This is a genomic window from Streptomyces sp. NPDC023573 (genome assembly GCF_055559735.1).
Window position 1 is genome coordinate 1 of record NZ_JBVHKB010000017.1, and the last position, 18,524, is coordinate 18,524.

Here is an 18,524-nt window from a genome sequence, read left to right on the forward strand (position 1 = left end):
TCCGCGTCCAGCATCCCCGCACTCAACGCCATCCCCGGCGCCGACCTCGCCTGCATCAACAACGCATTCATACCCGACGTCGACAACGCACGGGAACGATGGCGGCGTAACGCCGCGGCGTGGTGGCGGCCCGAGGGGTCGTTCTCGGCGAGGGACTCGGCCATCTCGCCCGCGGCCCACAGCACGTTCTCGTTCTCGTCGAGCTCCCACCGGTGCCCGGACCACCGGTACCAGCCCAGGCCCGGGACATGGCGGAAGTGCTTCCTGTGCTCGGCGACGAAAAGCTTCGCGTTGCCGCGGTCGGTGAGATCGTCAGGCAGGAGGCCACAGCCGGGGGTGCCGGATGCGGTTGCCTCAGCCATGGAATCTCCCCGCCGACGGCTGGGTGCGGGCCTTTGCCGGGACGGGCGAAGATGTGGCCGCCCGCTGGGAGTTACGGAACTCCATGAGCGTCGGCCGGGGGCGGGCGTGTCCACGATGCACTGAGTCGCTCGTGAACAACCCCAGTTCAAGAGGCATGCTCGCTTCCTCTCAGCGACTGAAGCGACTCAAGGATCGAATAGGTCCTGCGCGAGGGAGGCGTGAGTGCCACAGCTGCCACGCCCCCCTGCACGGTGCTGATGGATCAGGAATAACATAATGCTTACTCGGTTTGCTTGTCGACGGTCTGCCCGGACCTGAGTGGGAGCCGCCCGGCGCCTCCCCTAGGCGGACACGGTGGTGACCAGCGCCGACGCCGCCACGGTGTCTCCCTGAGCGGCGACCAGTTTGATGCTCGACGCGTCGAGGGCTTCGGCCTCGATCAGACAGGGCTGGTCCAGTTCCACATACCGTTTGAAGACCGTGTCGAACGACAGAGGCCTGACGCGGCGCGGTGCGCCGATGGTGTGTGCGGCCTGGGCGAAGGCCTCCAGGAGGACCATCCCCGGTATGTGGTCGTGCGGGTGGTCGAACAGGACAGGGTGGGTGATGTCGGCTCGTAAGTGCCACAGGCCGGTACGGGTGGTGGGACTGAGGACGACGTCGCGCTCGTGTTCGCGGCCGGCCAGGTCCGCGGGCACCGGGGGGCCGAGAGGGATCGCCCGCGCGCAGGACTCGGCGGCGTCCGAGTGGCGTCCGCGCAGCCGGCGGTAGAGGGCCGGCGGGTAGGCGGTGTAGCGGATCTGGGCGCTGCCCACCCGTACGCCGTCCCGGAAGGCATGCACCTGCGCGGTCAGCCGTGCCGAACCGAGGCGCCGGACCGCCACCGAGGTGTGGGTGATGTGGAGTTCCACCGTGCCGGGGGTGGCAGTCGTGCGCAGCCCGGCGGGGGTGCTGGAACAGCTGACGTAGTCCCAGCCCAGCCGGTGGTCGAGGGGGATGCCGAACTCGGTGTGCGACAGCAGCGCCAGCGCTTGGCGTGTACTTTCCGTGAAGAGAAGCGGACTGTACGAGTCCGAATCCAGGGTGTAAAACGGGTGGAAGAGGGGCCATTCGATGTTCACGACGTGCTCGGTGTCCGAAACGCTGTGCCAGTCGGTAACGAGAACTTCTGCCGGGTCGGTCTTGCGGACGATTTGTTTGGCTACGGTTGGCTGTCGTAGGTGCAGGACAGTCGATCCATGTCTGCTGGGCGAAGTCATCACGAGCTCACTCCCATGGGGAAACGAAGTTGACCGTGCTTGGCGCTCGACCGCGAATGCTGGCACCTGCGCTATAAAATAAGGATTATTCTTTTTTTTGTCTACGAGGGGGAAGTATCGTGTCCGATTTGCCTGATAGGCGGGAAGTGAAGCAGGAGCGCGCCCTGCGGACACGGGCGAGCCTCATCCGGGCTGCGGCCGAGGTCTTCGCCGAGAGAGGCTTTGCTGGAGCAAGTGTCTCGAGGATCGCGGATCGGGCCGGCGTGACCCTGGGCGCGATGTACTTCCACTTCAAGAACAAGGAAGCGCTGGCCCGCGAGATCGTCCGCGGCCAGCCGGACATCGTGGCGCCGCCGATTCCCTCCGACGGCTTGCAGAAGCTTGTCGACATCACGTTGACGTGGGCCTATCAGATGCTCGACGAGCCGCTGTTGCTGGCCGGGGCGCGGCTGGTGGGTGATCAGGAGCTCTTCATCTCCAGCGAGGAGAACTCGCACCAGCAGTGGGTCGAGGTGCTGGTCTCCGGATTCGCCGAAGCGAATGAAATGGGCCAGCTTCGTGGCGGTGTCGACACCAGGGCGCTCGCGCGGATGATCGTGAGTGCCTGCACCGGAGCACAGATGCATGCGCAGATGGAGTCCGGGCGCCGGGACCTGCCATGCCGCGTCGAGGAGATCTGGCAGTGTGTCCTGCCCGCGATCGCGATGCCCGGCGTCCAGGAGCTACTCGTGTTCGGCGAGGCGCGTGGGCGCCGGATGGCCTACCGCTGAGGGCGGGGTCCGGCCCTCGGCTCCTCCGCGGGCGGGGCGCCGAACAGCATTTGTTCCGCAGCCGTACCCGGGGACGAGGCCACTGCCCGCTATGGTCGTCCCCCCAGTGATGCAGTGACCGGTTTCACGTCCGGCCGTATGCGGGCGTGCAGGGGGAGGGTCCATGTACGCGGTCTCGGGTGGCTTGTTGCACGGCAAGAGAATCATGATCACGGGCGCGTCCAGCGGAATCGGCGAGGCTGCGGCCCGGCTGTTCGCCGCCGAGGGGGCGGCGGTCGTCCTGATGGCGCGGCGGGAGAAGATCCTGTGTGACCTGGCCGAGGAGATTCACGCCTCGCGCGGCCGGGCCATCGCGGTCGCCGGGGACGTGACGTCCGCCGAGGATGTCGACCGGGTCGTCTCGGCCGCGGTGGAGGTGTTCGGCGGGCTGGACGCGGCGTTCAACAACGCGGGCTGGGGGGCCAAGGGAGCCCCTCTGCACGAGACGGAGGACTCCGCGTACGACCAGATCATGGACGTGAACGTACGCGGGGTGTGGAACTGCCTGCGCCGTCAGATTCCGCTCATGCTGGAGCAGCGGACCGGCGGCACGATAGTGAACACGTCCAGTACGGCCGGGGTCTTCGCCACCGGTGCGCTGGCTCCCTACGTGGCGGCCAAGCACGCCGTTCTCGGGCTGACCAAGGCGGCCGCCGCGGAGTACGGCGCCCGCGGGATCCGGGTCAACGCCCTGGTGGTGGGCAGCACCCGTACCGAGCTGACGGAGGCGTCGATCCGAAGCAGGCCGGAGCGCCCGGTCGCCTCGCGGGCCATCCAGCGCAGACTGGCCGACCCGTCCGAGGTGGCCCAGGCGGCCGCCTGGCTGTGCAGTGACCGCTCCTCGTTCGTCACCGGCGGAGCCGTTCCGGTGGACGGGGGATGCAGCGCGGTCTGAGGCCCACCGAGGCCGGGCCGTTTCCGTCGCGGGAGGCGCCCCGGCCTCCCGGGTAGGGCCTCGCTGGGCCTGTGCGTGCGGGCCTGTGCGTGCGGGTTCACGCGTACGGGTTCATGCGGGCGGACTCATGACGGACACCGGGCGGAGACGCCGCTCATGACGAGCTGCCAGATCCGCGACAGCAGCTCCACCGCGCTCTCCGGTGGCTCCGCGGGGACGACCAGGCGCCGGCGCAGCACGATCTCCGCTCCCGCTATCAGATGCACGATCAGGTTCGCCATCGCCTCGGGGGACGCCGAGGCGCGCAGTTCGCCGTTGTCGTACGCGCGGCGCAGCAGTTCGTCGGCCGTCGGCAGCCAGATCTCCGACCAGTGCGTAGCGCCGACGCGCTCCCGCTCCAGCCGCAGCATGGCCCGCACGACATCCTCCTGCTCGATCAGCCGGGCGAGCTCCAGCGTCAGGCCGGACAACTGGTCCAGCGGAGGGGCAGGGTGCAGATTTATCCGCTGCGTGGCCGCTCGGACCTCCGCGCGGCCTTCCTGCTCGACCGCTTCGGCGAGTTCCGCCTTGGACGAGAAGTGGAAGGTCACCGCGCCCAGTGAGATGCCTGCCGCCTTGCTGATCCTGGCCAGGGACGCACCCGCGTACCCCTCGGCGTCGAACTGTTCGGCGGCCGCCCGGACAAGGGTGTGACGTGTTCTCGCCGCCCTCTCCTGCTTCACCATGTTGTCTCCGAAAGCGTCGGCGGGCAGGGCGCCGGGAGGGCGCCGGCTGAGAGCCGATGCGATGTTCCGGTGCTTCCTTCGATCGGCCGGCACGAGTGGATCCAGCTTGAACGGCGCTGCGGTGCCCAGGCAACGGTGAGTTGCCGAAGTAGGGAAAGGCCTTGGTCAGAGCGGTGGGAGGCATCCTGACTGCTGGGTTCCGGCCGCATCGCGTCTCCTTCCGCGAAGGAGAAGCGCTCCTCCGTTAGAAAAAAAAGATAACGTTCGCTATTCTACAGCGGTAGCCGGTCGGCTGCTCGATGCAGGAGGGAACTCGCCATGGCGGCACAGGCTTTGGACCGCGCGCACATGCCGGTCTCCGTACTCACTGAACAGATCTTCGGGCACCTGCCGCGCGCCGATCAGCGGCAGTGGGCGCAGGCCTACCTGACCGGTCTGCTCACCACCGAGGGGAAGAAGTCGGTACGCCGGATCGCGGCCACGGTCTCCGGATCACCCACGGCGTCGCAGTCCATGCACCAGTTCGTCAACGCCAGCCCCTGGGAATGGGATCCGGCCCGCGCCGAGCTCATGCGCTGGGTCGAGCAGCGGCTGACCCCTCGTGCCTGGACGCTCGACGTGGCACTCCTGCGCAAGCGGGGCGACCACTCCTGCGGCGTGCACCGCCGCTTCGTCCCGGCCACCGGACGCTCGGTCAACTGCCAGCTGGGCATCGGCGCGTTCCTGACCACGGAGGCCGAGGCGGTGCCGGTCCACTGGAGTCTGCTTCTGCCCGGGGCCTGGGTCAACGACGAGGAGCGCCGGGCCCGGGCCCGTATCCCCGCCGAGGTCACCAACCGCACCATCGAGCAGCACGCCCTGGACCTCGTCGACGCGCTGAGCGACAGCACGCACCTCAACGCTCCGCCGGTCGTGGCCGACCTCAGCTACTACACCGGAGTGACCTCGCTCGTACGCGGACTCAGCGCGCGGGGCCGTGACTTCTTGATCAGCCTGCCCGGCCGGACCCCGGTCGTCCCCGTCGGCCGCACCCCGGCCCGCCAGCCGTACGCCTCCGAGCTGCCCGCGGCAGTCGAGGCGCAGCGGCTGCTGGAGCTGAAGCAGGGCAGCCACCTCCGGCTCGACAGCTACGCCCTCGGCGGCCCGGACGGCGGCCCGGCCCGCGCCTCGGTGATGACGACTCTGGTGCGCCTGCCCGAGGTACGGCTCGCCCGGAACGCGCAGCACCCCGCCTACCGGCTGTTCGCCGCCCGCCCGTACGCGGGGCGCCGGTCCACCCGGATGTGGCTGACCAACATGACGCACCGGCGCACCGACGAGCTGGTGGCGCTGACGAAGCTTCAGCGCCGGGCTTCTTCCACGGTCCAGTCCATGGAGGACGACTTCGGGCTGCTCGACTTCGAGGGCCGCTCCTACCCGGGCTGGCACCACCACATGACGCTGGTGTCCGCCGCCAGCGCCTACAGCCGGCTCGAACTGAACAGCACGCTTCCCGTGATGCCGCCGATGCCCGTGATGTCAGCGGTGCCCGCGCTGACGGCCGTACCCGCCTGATGCGCCCCTGCGCCCGGGGCGCGCGCCGGCTGGGACGCGAACGACAGCCGGCGTACACGGTGAGGAGGCCGGACGCACCCGCTGCCGGTGCCGGTGGACACGTGCTCCGCCAGGTCCGGCGCAGAGCCCACCCGGGAACGGCTGCGGCACTGGTCTCCGACGGGAATCGGTTCCCCGCACCGTCGTGAGTCCGTCCGCCGGGGGGCCTGCGGCACTGCTTCCCCGTGGACCGGCTCTTCGCGGCCATCCACGGCAGCCGCAGAACGCGCTTCAGGCAGGAGCCGGCCGTGCCGTCCGCCGGGGCGGCGGCATCAGGTGGCGCTTGGCCACCAGGGCGAGCAGGACGTATCCGGCGATCAGCAGCAGCGCCGTGAAGATCCACTCGGTGGACCCGGACCGGTCGTAGACCCGCCCCTGGTTGCCGAAGTCCAGGGCCGCGGCCTTCTGGCCGGCCTCGAACGTGTCCCGGCCGCTGCCATAGAGTTTGATGCCCTGGAGCTGCACCGATCCGTCGGTGGAGCGGAATGTGCCCGACCACTCACAGGTCTCGTGGCCGGGGTGCCGGATACAGGTGAGCCGGCTCGCGGTGAACGTCCCCGCGGCCCCGTCGGCCGTCGCTGACCGGACCGCGTTGCCGATGTTCGGCAGCGACACGTACAGCAGCAGACAGCCGGCCAGGAGCAGCAGCAACGACACGAACCCGGACGGCTTCCTCTTCTTCCCGTTCATCCCGTTCGCACCCATGGCCCGCGCGTCAGCCCTTCGGCGCGCACTCGCAGCGGGCGGCGGCGTTGTCGGCCCGGCCCGTGCGGGTGTGGAGGTACATGGCCACGACCATGGGGACGGTGACGAGCGTGTTGTAGAAGAGGTGCAGCTCCACGCGCGGGGCGATGAGCTGGATGATGCTCGTCGGGGCGGCTTTGCCCAGCAGGTACGAGCCGGCCAGGGCCTGGACCAGCAGCAGCAGGTGCTCGAAGTGGTGCCAGACCTGGATTCCGAGGGACGCCTTCCACCAGGTGCCCGAGCGGCCGGTGAAGCCCGCACTCAGCATCATCAGGCCGGCCATCATCAGCAGGGCGTAGCCGTAGTGCATCCACTCCGAGGTGACCAGCCAGGGGAACGGCACCCCGAGCACGCCCCGGGCCTCGGGCACGGACCAGCCCAGTACGTAGATCTGGAGGGCCTGCACGAGGTGTTCCGCCCAGTGCGCGACCACGATGAACAAGAAGACTCGCAGGCCCAGTTGGTGGTGCCTGCCGTTGAGGGAATCGAGTCCGCCCCGCAACCGGTGCGGCGGGGCGTCGGTGGTGGTTGCCATGTGATGAACCTCCATGCTCCGGAACCGTCGGCTCATCACAGCACCGGGCCGTCGTGAAGGCTTATCCCAGCGTGCGGACCTCGCGTCGGGGGCATCGTGCGAGTTCTTTCACGCAACTCGAGCGGCTAGGGTCGGCCCATGCTGCCACGGACATACGAAGGACAGGACTGTTCTCTCGCCCGTGCCCTCGAAGTGGTCGGGGAGCGCTGGACCCTGCTGATCGTCCGCTCGGCCCTCCTGGGCGTCGAACGGTTCGACGGGTTCCTCGGCCACCTCCCGATCGCCCGCAACGTACTGACCAACCGGCTCGCCCGCCTCGTCGATCTCGGCATCATGGAACGGGTGCAGTACCAGGACAGGCCGGTGCGCCACGAGTATCCGCTGACCACCATGGGCCGGGACCTGACCGTGGCCGTGATCGCCCTGATGCAGTGGGGGGACCGGAACCTGCCCACCGAGCTCGGACCGCCGCGGCGCGCGGAGCACATCGGCTGCGACGGAGATGTGCGGGTGCGGATGGGCTGTGGCTCCTGCGGCCGGGACATCCACGACGAAGAGGTCGCGGTGCGCCGCACGCGGTGAGGTGACACGCCCTTCCCCAGCCCCCGGACACCTTTCGGCCGAGGGTGTTGCGCATTTGCGAAGATGCTCCCTGCTTTGCGGCCAGCCGACCATGAGGCCTCCGCCACCCCTTTGGCGGCCCGGTCGAGGAGGCACCGCGTGGCAACGGCAATGGGTTCTGTACGCAGACTGCTGATGGCTCCGTCCCTGCGTGACGTGAGCTTCGCCGGGCGTGGATTCCCGGTCACCGAAACCGCCGCGACCCGGCAGCTGGAGTCGATCCCGCAGGCCGTCGTGACCGGCTTCGAGTGGGGCATCGAGTCCCGCGACCTGTGGGAGACCGAACGGCGCCTGGCCCTGGTCGACCCGGAGGTGCGGGGCTTCGCCTACGAGGGCGCCACCATGGCCGCCGTCATCCGGGACTCCATGCCCGGCCCCGGCGGGCGCACCCGGGAGCTGCTCCAGGGCGCCGGGCGGCGGCACATCTTCCTGAACTACATCGGCATCGGCTTCGCCATGGCCAAGCTGCCCCGCCCGCTGTGGAAAAAGGTCATGCCCGAACTCGACGGCGAGGAGTTCTACCCGCCGATGACCTGGCTGGCCGTCGACGGCTACGGTTTCGACCGCGCCTACTTCGACCCCGCTCGCTGGGTCGACGGGCAGCGCCTGGACACCCCGTACGCCTGGGACGGTGACGCCGCGTACTTCCAGCGGGCGGTGGACCAGGGCATCGGACGCGCCCTGTGGTTCATCCACGGCGCGCACGTCGAACACGTCGCCGCCGCCGTGCGCCGGTTCGCCGCCGATCGGCAGGCGGACCTGTGGGCCGGGGCCGGGCTCGCCGCCACCTTCGCCGGCTGTTCCACGGCCGACGACCTGGCCGCGCTGCGCCGTGCCGCCGGTGAGCTGTGCGGCCATGTGGCACAGGGGTCCGTCTTCGCGGCCAAGGCACGGCACTTCTCCTCCACCGTGCCCGAGCACACCCGGGCCGCGCTGCACGCGCTGGCCGGGATCACCGTCGAGCAGGCGGCTGCGCTCGCCGACGAGACCGCGCCCGCCCCGAGCACCGCGGGCGGCGTGCCCACGTACGAGGTCTGGCGCCGCGCGGTACGTGAACACCTGCTCGTGAATGCCGTCTGAGCATTTCGGGAGTAGACGGCACTGTACCCCCGTTGAATATCTTCGATTTAACGTAAGGGAATTCTAGGCAAAGAAGTCGAGGGGCGGTCTTTTAGGTGTCGATCTTGCGTGCGCTGAGGCGCCGAGTCCTCACGCCCAACGTCCGGGAAACGCAGCTGAAAACACGCGGGTTCCACGTCAAGAATGCCGAGGCGAAAAACCAGCTGGAGACGGTCGGGGCGAGTTTCCTGCAGGGCTACGCATATGCCGTGGAGGCCCGTTCCGCCGATCAGGCCGTCGAATGGCTGGAGACCGTCCCCCGGGCTTTTCGCGGGTTCGCCTACGAGGGTGCGGGCATGGGCGCCGTCATGCTCGACTCACTCACGGGCAGCGACAAGCGCCTCACCGGGCTCCTGGAGGGCGAGGGCCGGAACCACAACTACATGATCTACGTCGGTGTCGGCTGGGCGATGGCGCGGCTGCCGCGCTTCCTGTGGCCCGACGTGACCGGGACCGACCCGGTGCTGCGCTGGCTGATCCTGGACGGGTACGGCTTCCACCAGGCGTACTTCAAGACGGACTCGTACGTCCGCGACCCCGGCACCCAGCACCCCTTCAGCTGGAAGGGCGGCCCGGACGCATACAGCTTGCGCGTCATCGACCAGGGCATCGGCCGCGCGCTGTGGTTCGTCGGCGGGACCGACCCCGATGTGGTGGCAGGGCTCATCGCCGCCTATCCCGCGCACCGTCAGGGCGACATGTACGCCGGTGCGGGGCTCGCCTGCACCTACGCGGGCAGCGCCGACGAGGACGAGCTGCGCCGCTTCGCCGAGCACGCGGGAGTGCACCGCCCGAACCTCTCGCAGGGCTCCGCCTTCGCCGCCGAGGCGCGCGAGAAGGCCGGCACCACGATCGCCCACACGCATGTCGCCGCTCATGTCCTGTGCGGCGGCCGGACCCCCGAGGAAGCTGCCCGGGTGTGTACCGACTCGATGCCCGCCGGCTGCGACGGCGGGGACATTCCTGCTTTCGAGACCTGGCGGCAGCACATCGCCGCAGAAATCACATCTGTTCCGCACGCGCAGAAAGGCGCTGTCGCATGACACACCCAATTTCCTGGCTGCGGAAGCAGGCGCCCGGTGTCGTGGCACTTGCTCTCATGGTCGGCACCTTTTACGCGGTGAAACCGTCCGAGTCGAGCGCTGCCGACAAGGCCGAACTGGCGGAGAATTTCGCGTTCCAGCCCATGGCCATAGCCATGCCGGGCGGGTTCGAGCAGCAGACGGTGCGTAAGGTCAACAAGGCCTACAAGCACATCGAGGCGTGGATCTCCTCGGTCGGTGCGGGTGTCGCCATGAACGACATCGACGGCGACGGCCTGCCCAACGACCTCTGCATCACCGACCCGCAGATCGACCAGACCGTGGTCACCCCCGCGCCGGTGCCCGGCCGCGTGAGTCCCTCGTACGCCCCGTTCGCACTCGACCCGGCGCCGCTGCCCAAGAGCGACATCATGGCCCCGATCGGCTGTGTTCCCGGTGACTACAACGAGGACGGTGCCACCGACCTCCTCGTCTATTACTGGGGCCGTACACCGGTCATCTTCCAGGCCAAGAAGGACCTCGCGCGGAACGCGACGCCGGTGACCGCGGACCGCTTCGAGCCCGTCGAGCTGGTGCCCGGCGCGGGCGGCAGTATCTACACGGGGCCGCTGTGGAACTCCAACGCCGCGGCCGTGGCCGACTTCGACGGCGACGGACACAACGACATCTACATCGGCAACTACTTCCCCGACAGCCCCGTCCTGGACGACACCAAGGACGGCGGCGTGACGATGAACGACTCGCTGTCGCACGCCCAGAACGGTGGCGGCGGGCACTTCTTCCGCTGGACCGACGCCGGATACCGCGAGGTCAAGGGCGTTCTCCCGGACGACATCGACAACGGCTGGACCCTCGGTGTTTCCGCCACCGACCTCGACGGTGACCAGCGCCCCGAGATGTACCTCGCCCATGACTTCGGGACCTCGGCACTTCTCTACAACAAGTCGAAGCCCGGAAAGTTCGAGTTCAGCGAGGTCAAGTCCGAGCACACCGCGACCACCCCGAAGTCCAAGGAGATGGGCCGCAGCTCCTTCAAGGGCATGGGCGTCGACTTCGGTGACCTCGACAACGACGGCATGTACGACGCGTTCGTCTCCAACATCACCACGTCGTTCGGTATCCAGGAGTCGAACTTCGCCTTCATCGGCACCGCGAAGGACAAGGCCGGCCTGCGGGCGTCGTTCCGCGACGGCGTCGCCCCGTACAAGGACGAGAGCGCCCCGCTCAACCTCGCCTGGTCCGGCTGGGGCTGGGACGTGAAGATGGGCGACTTCGACAACAACGGCTACCAGGAGATCACCCAGGCCGTCGGCTTCGTCAAGGGCAAGCGCAACCGCTGGGCGCAGCTCCAGGAGCTCGCCACCGCCAATGACGAGCTGGTCAGGCACCCCTACTTCTGGCCCAAGCTGGAAGAGGGCGACGACCTCGCCGGTGACCAGCACCTGCGTTTCTATGCCAGGGACAAGGACGGCGAGGCCTACAGCGACCTGTCCGAGCAGCTCGGACTGGCCGTGCCCGTGCCCACGCGGGGCATCGCGACCGGTGACGCCGACGGTGACGGACGCCTCGACCTGGTCGTCGCCCGGCAGTGGGAGGACCCGGTCTTCTACTGCAACATGAGCCAGGACGCCGGGGACTTTCTGGGGCTCGACCTCACCGACGAGGCCGGCTCGCCCGTGATCGGCGCCCAGGTCACCGTGACGCTGTCCGACGGCAGTACGCGTCTGGGCCGTGTCGACGGCGGCAGCGGGCACTCGGGAAAGCGCAGCCAGGACGTGCACATCGGCCTCGGCCAGGAGGCCGACGGGCCGGTGCAGACCCACCTGACCTGGCGTGACCGCACCGGACAGGTACGCAACGAGGAACTCCAGTTGAGCCCCGGCTGGCACTCACTCCAGCTCGGCACCGATGCCAAGGAGAAGTGACATGCCTGCCGAAAAGACCACCGGTGCCGCACCACGGCACAACGTCAAAGTCATCACCGCGCTCCGCCGCTTCGCCATCTCGATCTCGGTCCTGAACATCGCCGGGTACACCTTCCTCGGCTTCGAGCAGCCCTGGCTGTGGCCGTTCATCGCAGTCGCCACCGCCTACACGGTCGAGATCGCCCTGGAGGCCCTGAGCGCCCGGGGTGAGAAGCGCGCGCCCCGCTACGCCGGCGGCGGCTTCAAGGGAATGGTGGAGTTCCTCTTCCCCGCCCACATCACCGGCCTCGCGGTGAACATGCTCACCTACGTCAACGACCGCGTCTGGGTCATGATGTTCGGCGTCATCGTCGCCGTCGGCACCAAGTGGGTGCTCCGCGCCCCGCTCAAGGGCCGCATGCGGCACTACATGAACCCCTCGAACTTCGGCATCGCGATCATCCTGCTGCTTTTCCCGTGGGCCAGCATCGCCCCGCCGTACCACTTCACCGAGTACCTCTACGGACCCGCCGACTGGGTCCTCCCCGGCATCATCCTCATCCTCGGCACCATGCTGAACGCCAAACTGACGGGGCGTATGTGGCTGATCGGTGCCTGGCTGGCCGGCTTCGCCCTCCAGGCGGTCATCCGCGGCCTGCTGCTGGGGACCTCCATCCCCTCGGCGCTCGGCATGATGACCGGTGTGGCCTTCATCCTCTTCACGAACTACATGGTCACCGACCCCGGCACCTCGCCCTCCAAGCGCTCCTCCCAGATCGCCTTCGGCGGCGGCGTCGCCGCGATGTACGGACTGCTGACCGGCTTCGGTATCGCGTACGGCATCTTCTTCGCCACCGCCCTGGTCTGCCTGATCCGCGGCGGCTACCTGTGGGCCCTGCACTTCCTGGCCAAGCAGCGTGAGGCCGAGGCCGAGCGCACCCGTCCGGCCGAGCAGCTCGCGGCCGTACCGGCCTCCGCGCCGGCCTCCGAGCCCGTGCCGATCGCGGCGGTTCCCTCCGGTGACCCGTGCCAGGACGGCACCTGCTTCCACGGAAAGTGCGCGGCAGCACGGGCAGAGAACGACAAAAAGGTGGCGATGCCCGTATGAGCAGGACCGCGATAGTCGGGGTGGCGTGCCGCTACCCCGACGCCACGACCCCACGCGAACTGTGGGAGAACTCGGTCGCCGGACGACGGGCGTTCCGCCGGATGCCCGACGTCCGCACGCGCCTGGACGACTACTACGACCCGGACCCCACGGTCCCGGACAAGTTCTACTCCCGTAACGCCGCTGTCCTGGAGGGATACGAGTTCGACCGCATCGCCCACCGCATCGCGGGCAGCACCTACCGCTCCACCGACCTGACGCACTGGCTCGCGCTGGACACCGCCACCCGGGCACTGGCCGACGCCGGCTTCCCGGCCGGAAAGGGGCTGCCCAGGGAGCGCACCGGCGTCGTCGTCGGCAACACCCTCACCGGTGAGTTCTCCCGCGCCAACGTGATGCGGCTGCGCTGGCCGTACGTACGGCGGGTGCTCGCCGACGCCCTGAAGGGCCAGGACTGGGGCGACGACCGCATCGGCGAATTCCTCGAAGGCGTGGAGGGTGCCTACAAGAAGCCGTTCCCCGCCATCGACGAGGACACCCTCGCGGGCGGCCTGTCGAACACCATCGCCGGGCGGATCTGCAATCACTTCGACCTCAACGGCGGCGGCTACACCGTCGACGGCGCGTGCTCCTCCTCGCTCCTGTCGGTCACCACAGCCTCGGCCTCGCTGCTGAACGGCGACCTCGATGTCGCCGTGGCCGGCGGCGTCGACCTGTCCATCGACCCCTTCGAGATCATCGGCTTCGCCAAGACCGGAGCACTCGCCAAGAAGGAGATGCGGCTGTACGACCGCGGTTCCAACGGCTTCTGGCCGGGCGAGGGCTGCGGCATGGTCGTCCTGATGCGTGAGGAGGACGCCCTCGCGGGCGGCCACCGCATCTACGCCTCCATCGCCGGCTGGGGCATCGCCTCCGACGGGCAGGGCGGCATCACCCGCCCCGAGGTCAGCGGCTACCAACTCGCCATGTCCCGCGCCTACGAGCGGGCCGGCTTCGGCATCGAGACCGTTCCGCTGTTCGAGGGCCATGGCACCGGCACCGCCGTCGGCGACGCCACCGAGCTCAAGGCGATCATGGGCGCCCGTGCCCAGGCCGACCCCAATGCCCCCAGTGCCGTCATCAGCTCCATCAAGGGCGTGATCGGCCACACCAAGGCCGCCGCCGGAGTCGCCGGACTGATCAAGGCCACGATGGCACTGGACGCCGCGACGCTGCCGCCCGCCATCGGCTGCGTCGACCCGCACGAGCTGCTCACCGACGAGTCGGCGAACCTGCGGGTACTGCGCAAGGCGGAGGCCTGGCCCAGGAACACACCGCTGCGCGCCGGGATCACCGCCATGGGATTCGGCGGTATCAACACCCATGTGGTCCTCGACAAGGTGGTCCCCGCCAAGCGCCAGCCCGTCAGCCGCCGGGCCACCACTCTGGCCAACTCCCTCCAGGACGCCGAACTTCTGCTCCTGGACGCCGAATCACCGCAGGCGCTCGCAGAACGCCTCACCCAGGTCGCCGACTTCGCCGCCACGGTCTCATACGCGCAGCTCGCCGACATGGCGGCCACCCTCCAGCGCGAACTGCGCGAGCTGCCCTACCGGGCGGCCGCCGTCGTGACCTCGCCGGAGGACGCCGAACTGCGGCTGCGCCGGCTGGCCGACGCGGCGGAGTCGGACGCGGACGCGAGCATCACACTCTCCTCCGACGGCCGGACCTTCCTCGGCCGGGCCGCCGACGGCGCCCGCATAGGCTTTCTCTTCCCGGGGCAGGGCTCGGGCACCTCGACCGGCGGCGGGGCGCTCGCCCGCCGCTTCACCGAGGCCGCCGAGGTGTACACGCGGGCCGGGCTGCCCACCACCGGCGACATGGTCGCCACCGACGTGGCCCAGCCCCGCATCGTCACCGGCTCCGCCGCCGGGCTGCGCGTCCTGGACGCGCTCGGCATCGAGGCCGACATCGCCGTCGGCCACAGCCTCGGCGAACTCTCGGCCCTGCACTGGGCAGGCGCCCTGGACTCCACCACCCTGCTGGAGGCGGCCCGGGTCCGCGGCTCGGCCATGGCCGAGCACAGTGCCTCGGGGACCATGGCCTCACTGGCCGCCACCCCCGAGCAGGCCGGGGCGCTCATCGAAGAGCTCCCCGTCGTCATCTCCGGGTACAACGGCCCCCGGCAGACCGTCGTCGCCGGCCCCGTCGACGCCATCGCCACCGTCGCCGAACGAGCCGGGCGGGCGCAGGTGACCTGCACCCGCCTCGCGGTCTCGCACGCCTTCCACTCTCCTCTCGTCGCACCGGCCGCCGACTCCTTCGGCGACTGGCTCGCCGGAGCGCCCCTGGGCGAGGTGGACCGCCGTGTCGTCTCCACCGTCACCGGTGAGGAGCTGGAGAACGACGCCGACCTCGCCAAGCTGCTCCGACAGCAGATCACCGACCCGGTGCTGTTCACCCAGGCGGTACGGTCGGCCGCCACCGACGTCGACCTGTTCGTCGAGGTCGGCCCCGGCCGGGTGCTCGCCGGCATGGCGGCAGCCGCCGCCGACGTACCTGCCGTCGCGCTGAACACCGACGACGAGTCCCTGCGCGGACTCCTCCAGGTCGTCGGCGCCGCCTATGTGCTCGGCGCCCCGCTGATGCACGAGCGCCTCTTCAACGACCGGCTGACCCGGCCACTGGAGATCGGTGCCGAGTTCAGCTTCCTGACCAACCCCTGCGAGCAGGCGCCCGATGTCGCCCTGCCTGCCGCGCGGGGCCCGCGTACCGAGGACTCCGGCACCACCGCTCAGGCCGGCGGTTCCGAGGGGGAATCGGCACTCGACGTCCTGCGCGCCCTGGTCGCCGAACGGGCGGAGCTGCCGCCCGAGCTGGTCGACGCGGACAGCAGCCTGCTCGACGACCTGCACATGAGCTCGATCACCGTCGGCCAGATCGTCAACCAGGCCGCTGTCCGGCTCGGCCTCACCGCCGCCCACGTACCGACCAACTTCGCCACCGCGACCGTGGCCGAACTGGCCGAGGCCCTCACCACGCTGGCCGAGACCGGCGCCGACGGCGCGGGCCCCGCGCCCGTCGTGGCGGGTGCCGCCGCCTGGGCCCGCCCCTTCGCCGTCGACTTCGACACGATCGCCCGGCCTGCCGCCGTACCGGGCGGTGACAACGGGTCCTGGGAGCTGTACACCGCCCAGGACCACCCCTTCGCCCAGGACGTGCGACGCGCCCTGGAGAACGCGGGGGTGGGCTCGGGAGTCCTGGTCTGCCTGCCGCCCGCCTGCTCGCGGGAACAGATCGAGCACGCGCTGAACGGGGCCAAGGCCGCTCTCGGGGGCGACCGCGAACGCCGCTTCGTCCTGGTGCAGCACGGCCGGGGCGCGGCCGGACTGGCCAAGACCCTGCATCTGGAGGCGCCGCACCTGCGGACCACGGTGGTCCACACCCCCGTGGCCGAGGGCGCCGCGGACCGGGTGGCCGCCGAGGTCGCCGCGACCAGCCGCTTCAGCGAGGTCCACCTCGCCGCCGACGGCAGCCGCAGCGTCCCCGTACTGCGCGCCCTGCCGGTCCGGGCCGAGCGCGCCGACGAGGTCCTCGACGAGTCCGACGTACTTCTCGTCACCGGCGGCGGCAAGGGCATCACCGCCGAGTGCGCGCTTGCCGTGGCCCGGCGGACCGGAGCCAGGCTGGCCGTACTCGGCCGGTCCGACCCGGCCCGCGACGAGGACCTCGCCGCGAACCTGCGGCGCATGGCGGACAGCGGTGCCACCGTGCGCTACGCCGCCGCCGACGTCACCGACCCGGTACGCGTCGCGGCTGCCGTCGCCGAACTCACCGGCGCGCTCGGCCCCGTCACCGCTGTGCTGCACGGCGCGGGCCGCAACGAGCCCGCCGCGCTCACCGGCCTCGGCATGGACACCGTCCACGCCACGTTCGCCCCCAAGGTCGACGGGCTGCGCACCGTCCTGGACGTCGTCGGCGAGGAGAACCTGAAGCTCCTCGTCACCTTCGGCAGCATCATCGGCCGGGCCGGACTGCGCGGCGAGGCGCACTACGCCACCGCCAACGAATGGCTGGCCGACCTCACCGAGGAGGTCGCCCGCAACAACCCGGACTGCCGCGCCCTGTGCATGGAGTGGTCCGTATGGTCCGGCATCGGCATGGGCGAGAAGCTCTCCGTCGTCGAGTCGCTGTCCCGCGAGGGCATCGTCCCGGTCTCGCCCGACCAGGGCGTCGAGATCCTGCTGCGGCTGATCTCGGACCCGGACGCCCCGGTGGTGACGGTGATCAGCGGACGTACGGAAGGCATCGGGACCGTGCGCCGGGACCTGCCGCCGCTGCCGCTGCTGCGGTTCGCCGGCACTCCGCTCGTCCGCTACCACGGGGTCGAGCTGGTCACCGAGGTCGAACTGAACGCCGGTACCGACCTCTACCTCGCCGATCACATGCTCGACGGCAATCTGCTGCTGCCCGCCGTGCTCGGCATGGAGGCCATGGTCCAGGTCGCGTCCGCGGTCACCGGCCGCGCCGACGTACCGGTCATCGAGGGGGCGCAGTTCCTGCGGCCCATCGTGGTGCCCCCCGCAGGGACCACCCGTATCCGGATCGCGGCCACCGTCACCGACACCGACACCGTGGACGTCGCCATCCACTCGCAGGACACCGGCTTCGTCGCCGAACACTTCCGGGCCAGGCTGGACTACTCCGGTACGGCCATTCCGGACGGGCCCCCGGCCCAGGTGGGCCCGGACGTCCCGCCCGCCCCGCTGGACCCGGAGGCCGATCTGTACGGCGGCGTCCTCTTCCAGGGCGAGCGCTTCCAGCGGCTGCGCCGCTTCCACCGGGCCGCCGCCCGGCACGTCGACGCCGATGTGGCGGTCAACGCGCCCTCCGGCTGGTTCGCCGGCTTCCTGCCGGGCACGCTGCTGCTGGCCGACCCCGGAATGCGGGACGCGCTGATGCACGGCAACCAGGTGTGCGTCCCCGACGCGACCCTGCTGCCGTCCGGCATCGAGCGGCTCCATCCGATGGCCGCCGGCGGCGAACTGCCGGAGGAGGTGCGCTACTGCGCCACCGAGCGCTACCGGGACGGCGACACCTATGTGTACGACATCGCGGTCCGCACCCCCGACGGCACCGTCGTCGAACGCTGGGAGGGGCTCACCCTGCACGCCGTCCGCAAGACGGACGGTTCCGGACCGTGGGTCGCCCCGCTGCTCGGCTCCTACCTGGAGCGGACCCTGGAGGAGGTCCTCGGCACCCACATCGCCGTCGCCGTCGAACCGGACCTGCCCGGCGCCGGGGAGTCCACGGCCGAGCGCCGTGAGGCCACCGCCCGGGCGGTCCAGCGGGCACTGGGCGAGAGCGCCGAGGTGCGCTACCGCCCCGACGGCCGCCCCGAACTCGACAGCGGGCGGCTCATCTCGGCGGCCCACGGCCTGGGGGTGACCCTCGGGGTCGCCGCCGCGACGACCGTGGCCTGCGACGTCGAAGCGGTCAACATCCGCAGCGCCGCCGACTGGGAAGGGCTGCTGGGCGACCACGGCGAGCTGGCCACCCTGGTGGCCAGGGAGACGGGGGAGGCACCCGACACCGCGGCGACCCGGGTGTGGGGTGCCGTCGAGTGCCTGAGGAAGGCCGGACTGCTCGGCGGGGTGCCCCTGACCCTGGTCCCGCAGATCCGGGACAACTGGGTCGTCCTGTCCGCCGGCGGACTGCGGATCGCCACCTTCGTCACGGCCCTGCGCAACGCGCTGGAGCCGGTGGTGTTCGCCTTCCTCACGGACGGCCGGGACACCGCGCGGGCCCCGGGAGCGGAAGGGTGAGC

Annotated in this window: 13 protein-coding genes and 1 pseudogene; 9 read left to right on the forward strand and 5 right to left on the reverse strand. The window is 70.1% G+C overall.

The window, feature by feature from the left end; all coding sequences use genetic code 11:
- Positions 1-362: pseudogene (locus ACZ32T_RS34670) on the reverse strand (DNA primase); the annotation flags it as partial.
- Positions 363-704: 342 nt separating this feature from the next.
- Complete coding sequence (locus tag ACZ32T_RS34675) at positions 705-1,622, reverse strand: ScbA/BarX family gamma-butyrolactone biosynthesis protein (protein ID WP_467272899.1); 918 nt, start codon at positions 1,620-1,622, stop codon at positions 705-707.
- 146 nt (positions 1,623-1,768) lie between these two features.
- Between ACZ32T_RS34675 and ACZ32T_RS34680 the strand changes: the two genes are divergently transcribed.
- Both ACZ32T_RS34680 and ACZ32T_RS34685 read left to right on the forward strand, forming a co-directional pair.
- Positions 1,769-2,392 carry a ScbR family autoregulator-binding transcription factor gene (locus ACZ32T_RS34680; RefSeq protein WP_467272901.1) on the forward strand — a complete coding sequence of 208 codons (624 nt, stop codon included), beginning with the start codon at positions 1,769-1,771 and terminating at the stop codon, positions 2,390-2,392.
- A gap of 163 nt (positions 2,393-2,555) precedes the next feature.
- Positions 2,556-3,326 carry an SDR family NAD(P)-dependent oxidoreductase gene (locus ACZ32T_RS34685; protein ID WP_467272903.1) on the forward strand — a complete coding sequence of 257 codons (771 nt, stop codon included), beginning with the start codon at positions 2,556-2,558 and terminating at the stop codon, positions 3,324-3,326.
- A gap of 125 nt (positions 3,327-3,451) precedes the next feature.
- Here ACZ32T_RS34685 and ACZ32T_RS34690 read toward each other — a convergent pair whose 3' ends face one another.
- On the reverse strand, positions 3,452-4,051 hold the full coding sequence (locus tag ACZ32T_RS34690) for a TetR family transcriptional regulator (protein WP_467272904.1): 600 nt from the start codon (positions 4,049-4,051) through the stop codon (positions 3,452-3,454).
- Between the two features lie 318 nt (positions 4,052-4,369).
- Here ACZ32T_RS34690 and ACZ32T_RS34695 point away from each other — a divergent pair, with 318 nt between their 5' ends.
- Positions 4,370-5,605, forward strand: coding sequence for an IS701 family transposase (locus tag ACZ32T_RS34695; protein ID WP_467272906.1), 1,236 nt, complete (start codon positions 4,370-4,372; stop codon positions 5,603-5,605).
- 270 nt (positions 5,606-5,875) lie between these two features.
- Here ACZ32T_RS34695 and ACZ32T_RS34700 read toward each other — a convergent pair whose 3' ends face one another.
- Complete coding sequence (locus ACZ32T_RS34700; RefSeq protein WP_467371392.1) at positions 5,876-6,334, reverse strand: hypothetical protein; 459 nt, start codon at positions 6,332-6,334, stop codon at positions 5,876-5,878.
- Between the two features lie 25 nt (positions 6,335-6,359).
- Positions 6,360-6,923, reverse strand: a complete 564-nt coding sequence (locus ACZ32T_RS34705) for a hypothetical protein (RefSeq protein WP_467272910.1) — start codon at positions 6,921-6,923, stop codon at positions 6,360-6,362.
- A 138-nt stretch (positions 6,924-7,061) separates the two neighbouring features.
- Here ACZ32T_RS34705 and ACZ32T_RS34710 point away from each other — a divergent pair, with 138 nt between their 5' ends.
- The 6 genes from ACZ32T_RS34710 to ACZ32T_RS34735 all read left to right on the forward strand — a co-directional run bounded on the left by ACZ32T_RS34710 (position 7,062) and on the right by ACZ32T_RS34735 (position 18,522).
- Positions 7,062-7,505: a winged helix-turn-helix transcriptional regulator gene (locus ACZ32T_RS34710; protein WP_467272912.1), complete on the forward strand. Its 444-nt coding sequence runs from the start codon at positions 7,062-7,064 to the stop codon at positions 7,503-7,505.
- 138 nt (positions 7,506-7,643) lie between these two features.
- Positions 7,644-8,624 (forward strand): DUF1702 family protein, encoded by a 981-nt coding sequence (locus tag ACZ32T_RS34715; RefSeq protein WP_467272914.1) that lies wholly within the window; start codon positions 7,644-7,646, stop codon positions 8,622-8,624.
- A 95-nt stretch (positions 8,625-8,719) separates the two neighbouring features.
- Positions 8,720-9,706, forward strand: coding sequence for a DUF1702 family protein (locus ACZ32T_RS34720; RefSeq protein WP_467272916.1), 987 nt, complete (start codon positions 8,720-8,722; stop codon positions 9,704-9,706).
- Positions 9,703-11,631, forward strand: coding sequence for a CRTAC1 family protein (locus ACZ32T_RS34725; protein WP_467272918.1), 1,929 nt, complete (start codon positions 9,703-9,705; stop codon positions 11,629-11,631). The genes ACZ32T_RS34720 and ACZ32T_RS34725 overlap by 4 nt, the downstream gene beginning before the upstream one ends.
- A gap of 1 nt (position 11,632) precedes the next feature.
- Complete coding sequence (locus tag ACZ32T_RS34730) at positions 11,633-12,718, forward strand: enediyne biosynthesis protein (RefSeq protein ID WP_467272919.1); 1,086 nt, start codon at positions 11,633-11,635, stop codon at positions 12,716-12,718.
- Positions 12,715-18,522, forward strand: coding sequence for a type I polyketide synthase (locus tag ACZ32T_RS34735; protein ID WP_467371394.1), 5,808 nt, complete (start codon positions 12,715-12,717; stop codon positions 18,520-18,522). Before ACZ32T_RS34730 ends, ACZ32T_RS34735 begins: the two co-directional genes overlap by 4 nt.
- Positions 18,523-18,524 lie beyond the last annotated feature (2 nt).

Excerpts from the sequence above, each read along its gene's own strand:
- ACZ32T_RS34675 (WP_467272899.1), bottom strand. The coding sequence starts at position 1,622 with ATGACTTCGCCCAGCAGACATGGATCGACTGTCCTGCACCTACGACAG.
- ACZ32T_RS34685 (WP_467272903.1), top strand. The coding sequence starts at position 2,556 with ATGTACGCGGTCTCGGGTGGCTTGTTGCACGGCAAGAGAATCATGATC.
- ACZ32T_RS34690 (WP_467272904.1), bottom strand. The coding sequence starts at position 4,051 with ATGGTGAAGCAGGAGAGGGCGGCGAGAACACGTCACACCCTTGTCCGG.
- ACZ32T_RS34695 (WP_467272906.1), top strand. The coding sequence starts at position 4,370 with ATGGCGGCACAGGCTTTGGACCGCGCGCACATGCCGGTCTCCGTACTC.
- ACZ32T_RS34700 (WP_467371392.1), bottom strand. The coding sequence starts at position 6,334 with ATGAACGGGAAGAAGAGGAAGCCGTCCGGGTTCGTGTCGTTGCTGCTG.
- ACZ32T_RS34705 (WP_467272910.1), bottom strand. The coding sequence starts at position 6,923 with ATGGCAACCACCACCGACGCCCCGCCGCACCGGTTGCGGGGCGGACTC.
- ACZ32T_RS34710 (WP_467272912.1), top strand. The coding sequence starts at position 7,062 with ATGCTGCCACGGACATACGAAGGACAGGACTGTTCTCTCGCCCGTGCC.
- ACZ32T_RS34725 (WP_467272918.1), top strand. The coding sequence starts at position 9,703 with ATGACACACCCAATTTCCTGGCTGCGGAAGCAGGCGCCCGGTGTCGTG.
- ACZ32T_RS34730 (WP_467272919.1), top strand. The coding sequence starts at position 11,633 with ATGCCTGCCGAAAAGACCACCGGTGCCGCACCACGGCACAACGTCAAA.
- ACZ32T_RS34735 (WP_467371394.1), top strand. The coding sequence starts at position 12,715 with ATGAGCAGGACCGCGATAGTCGGGGTGGCGTGCCGCTACCCCGACGCC.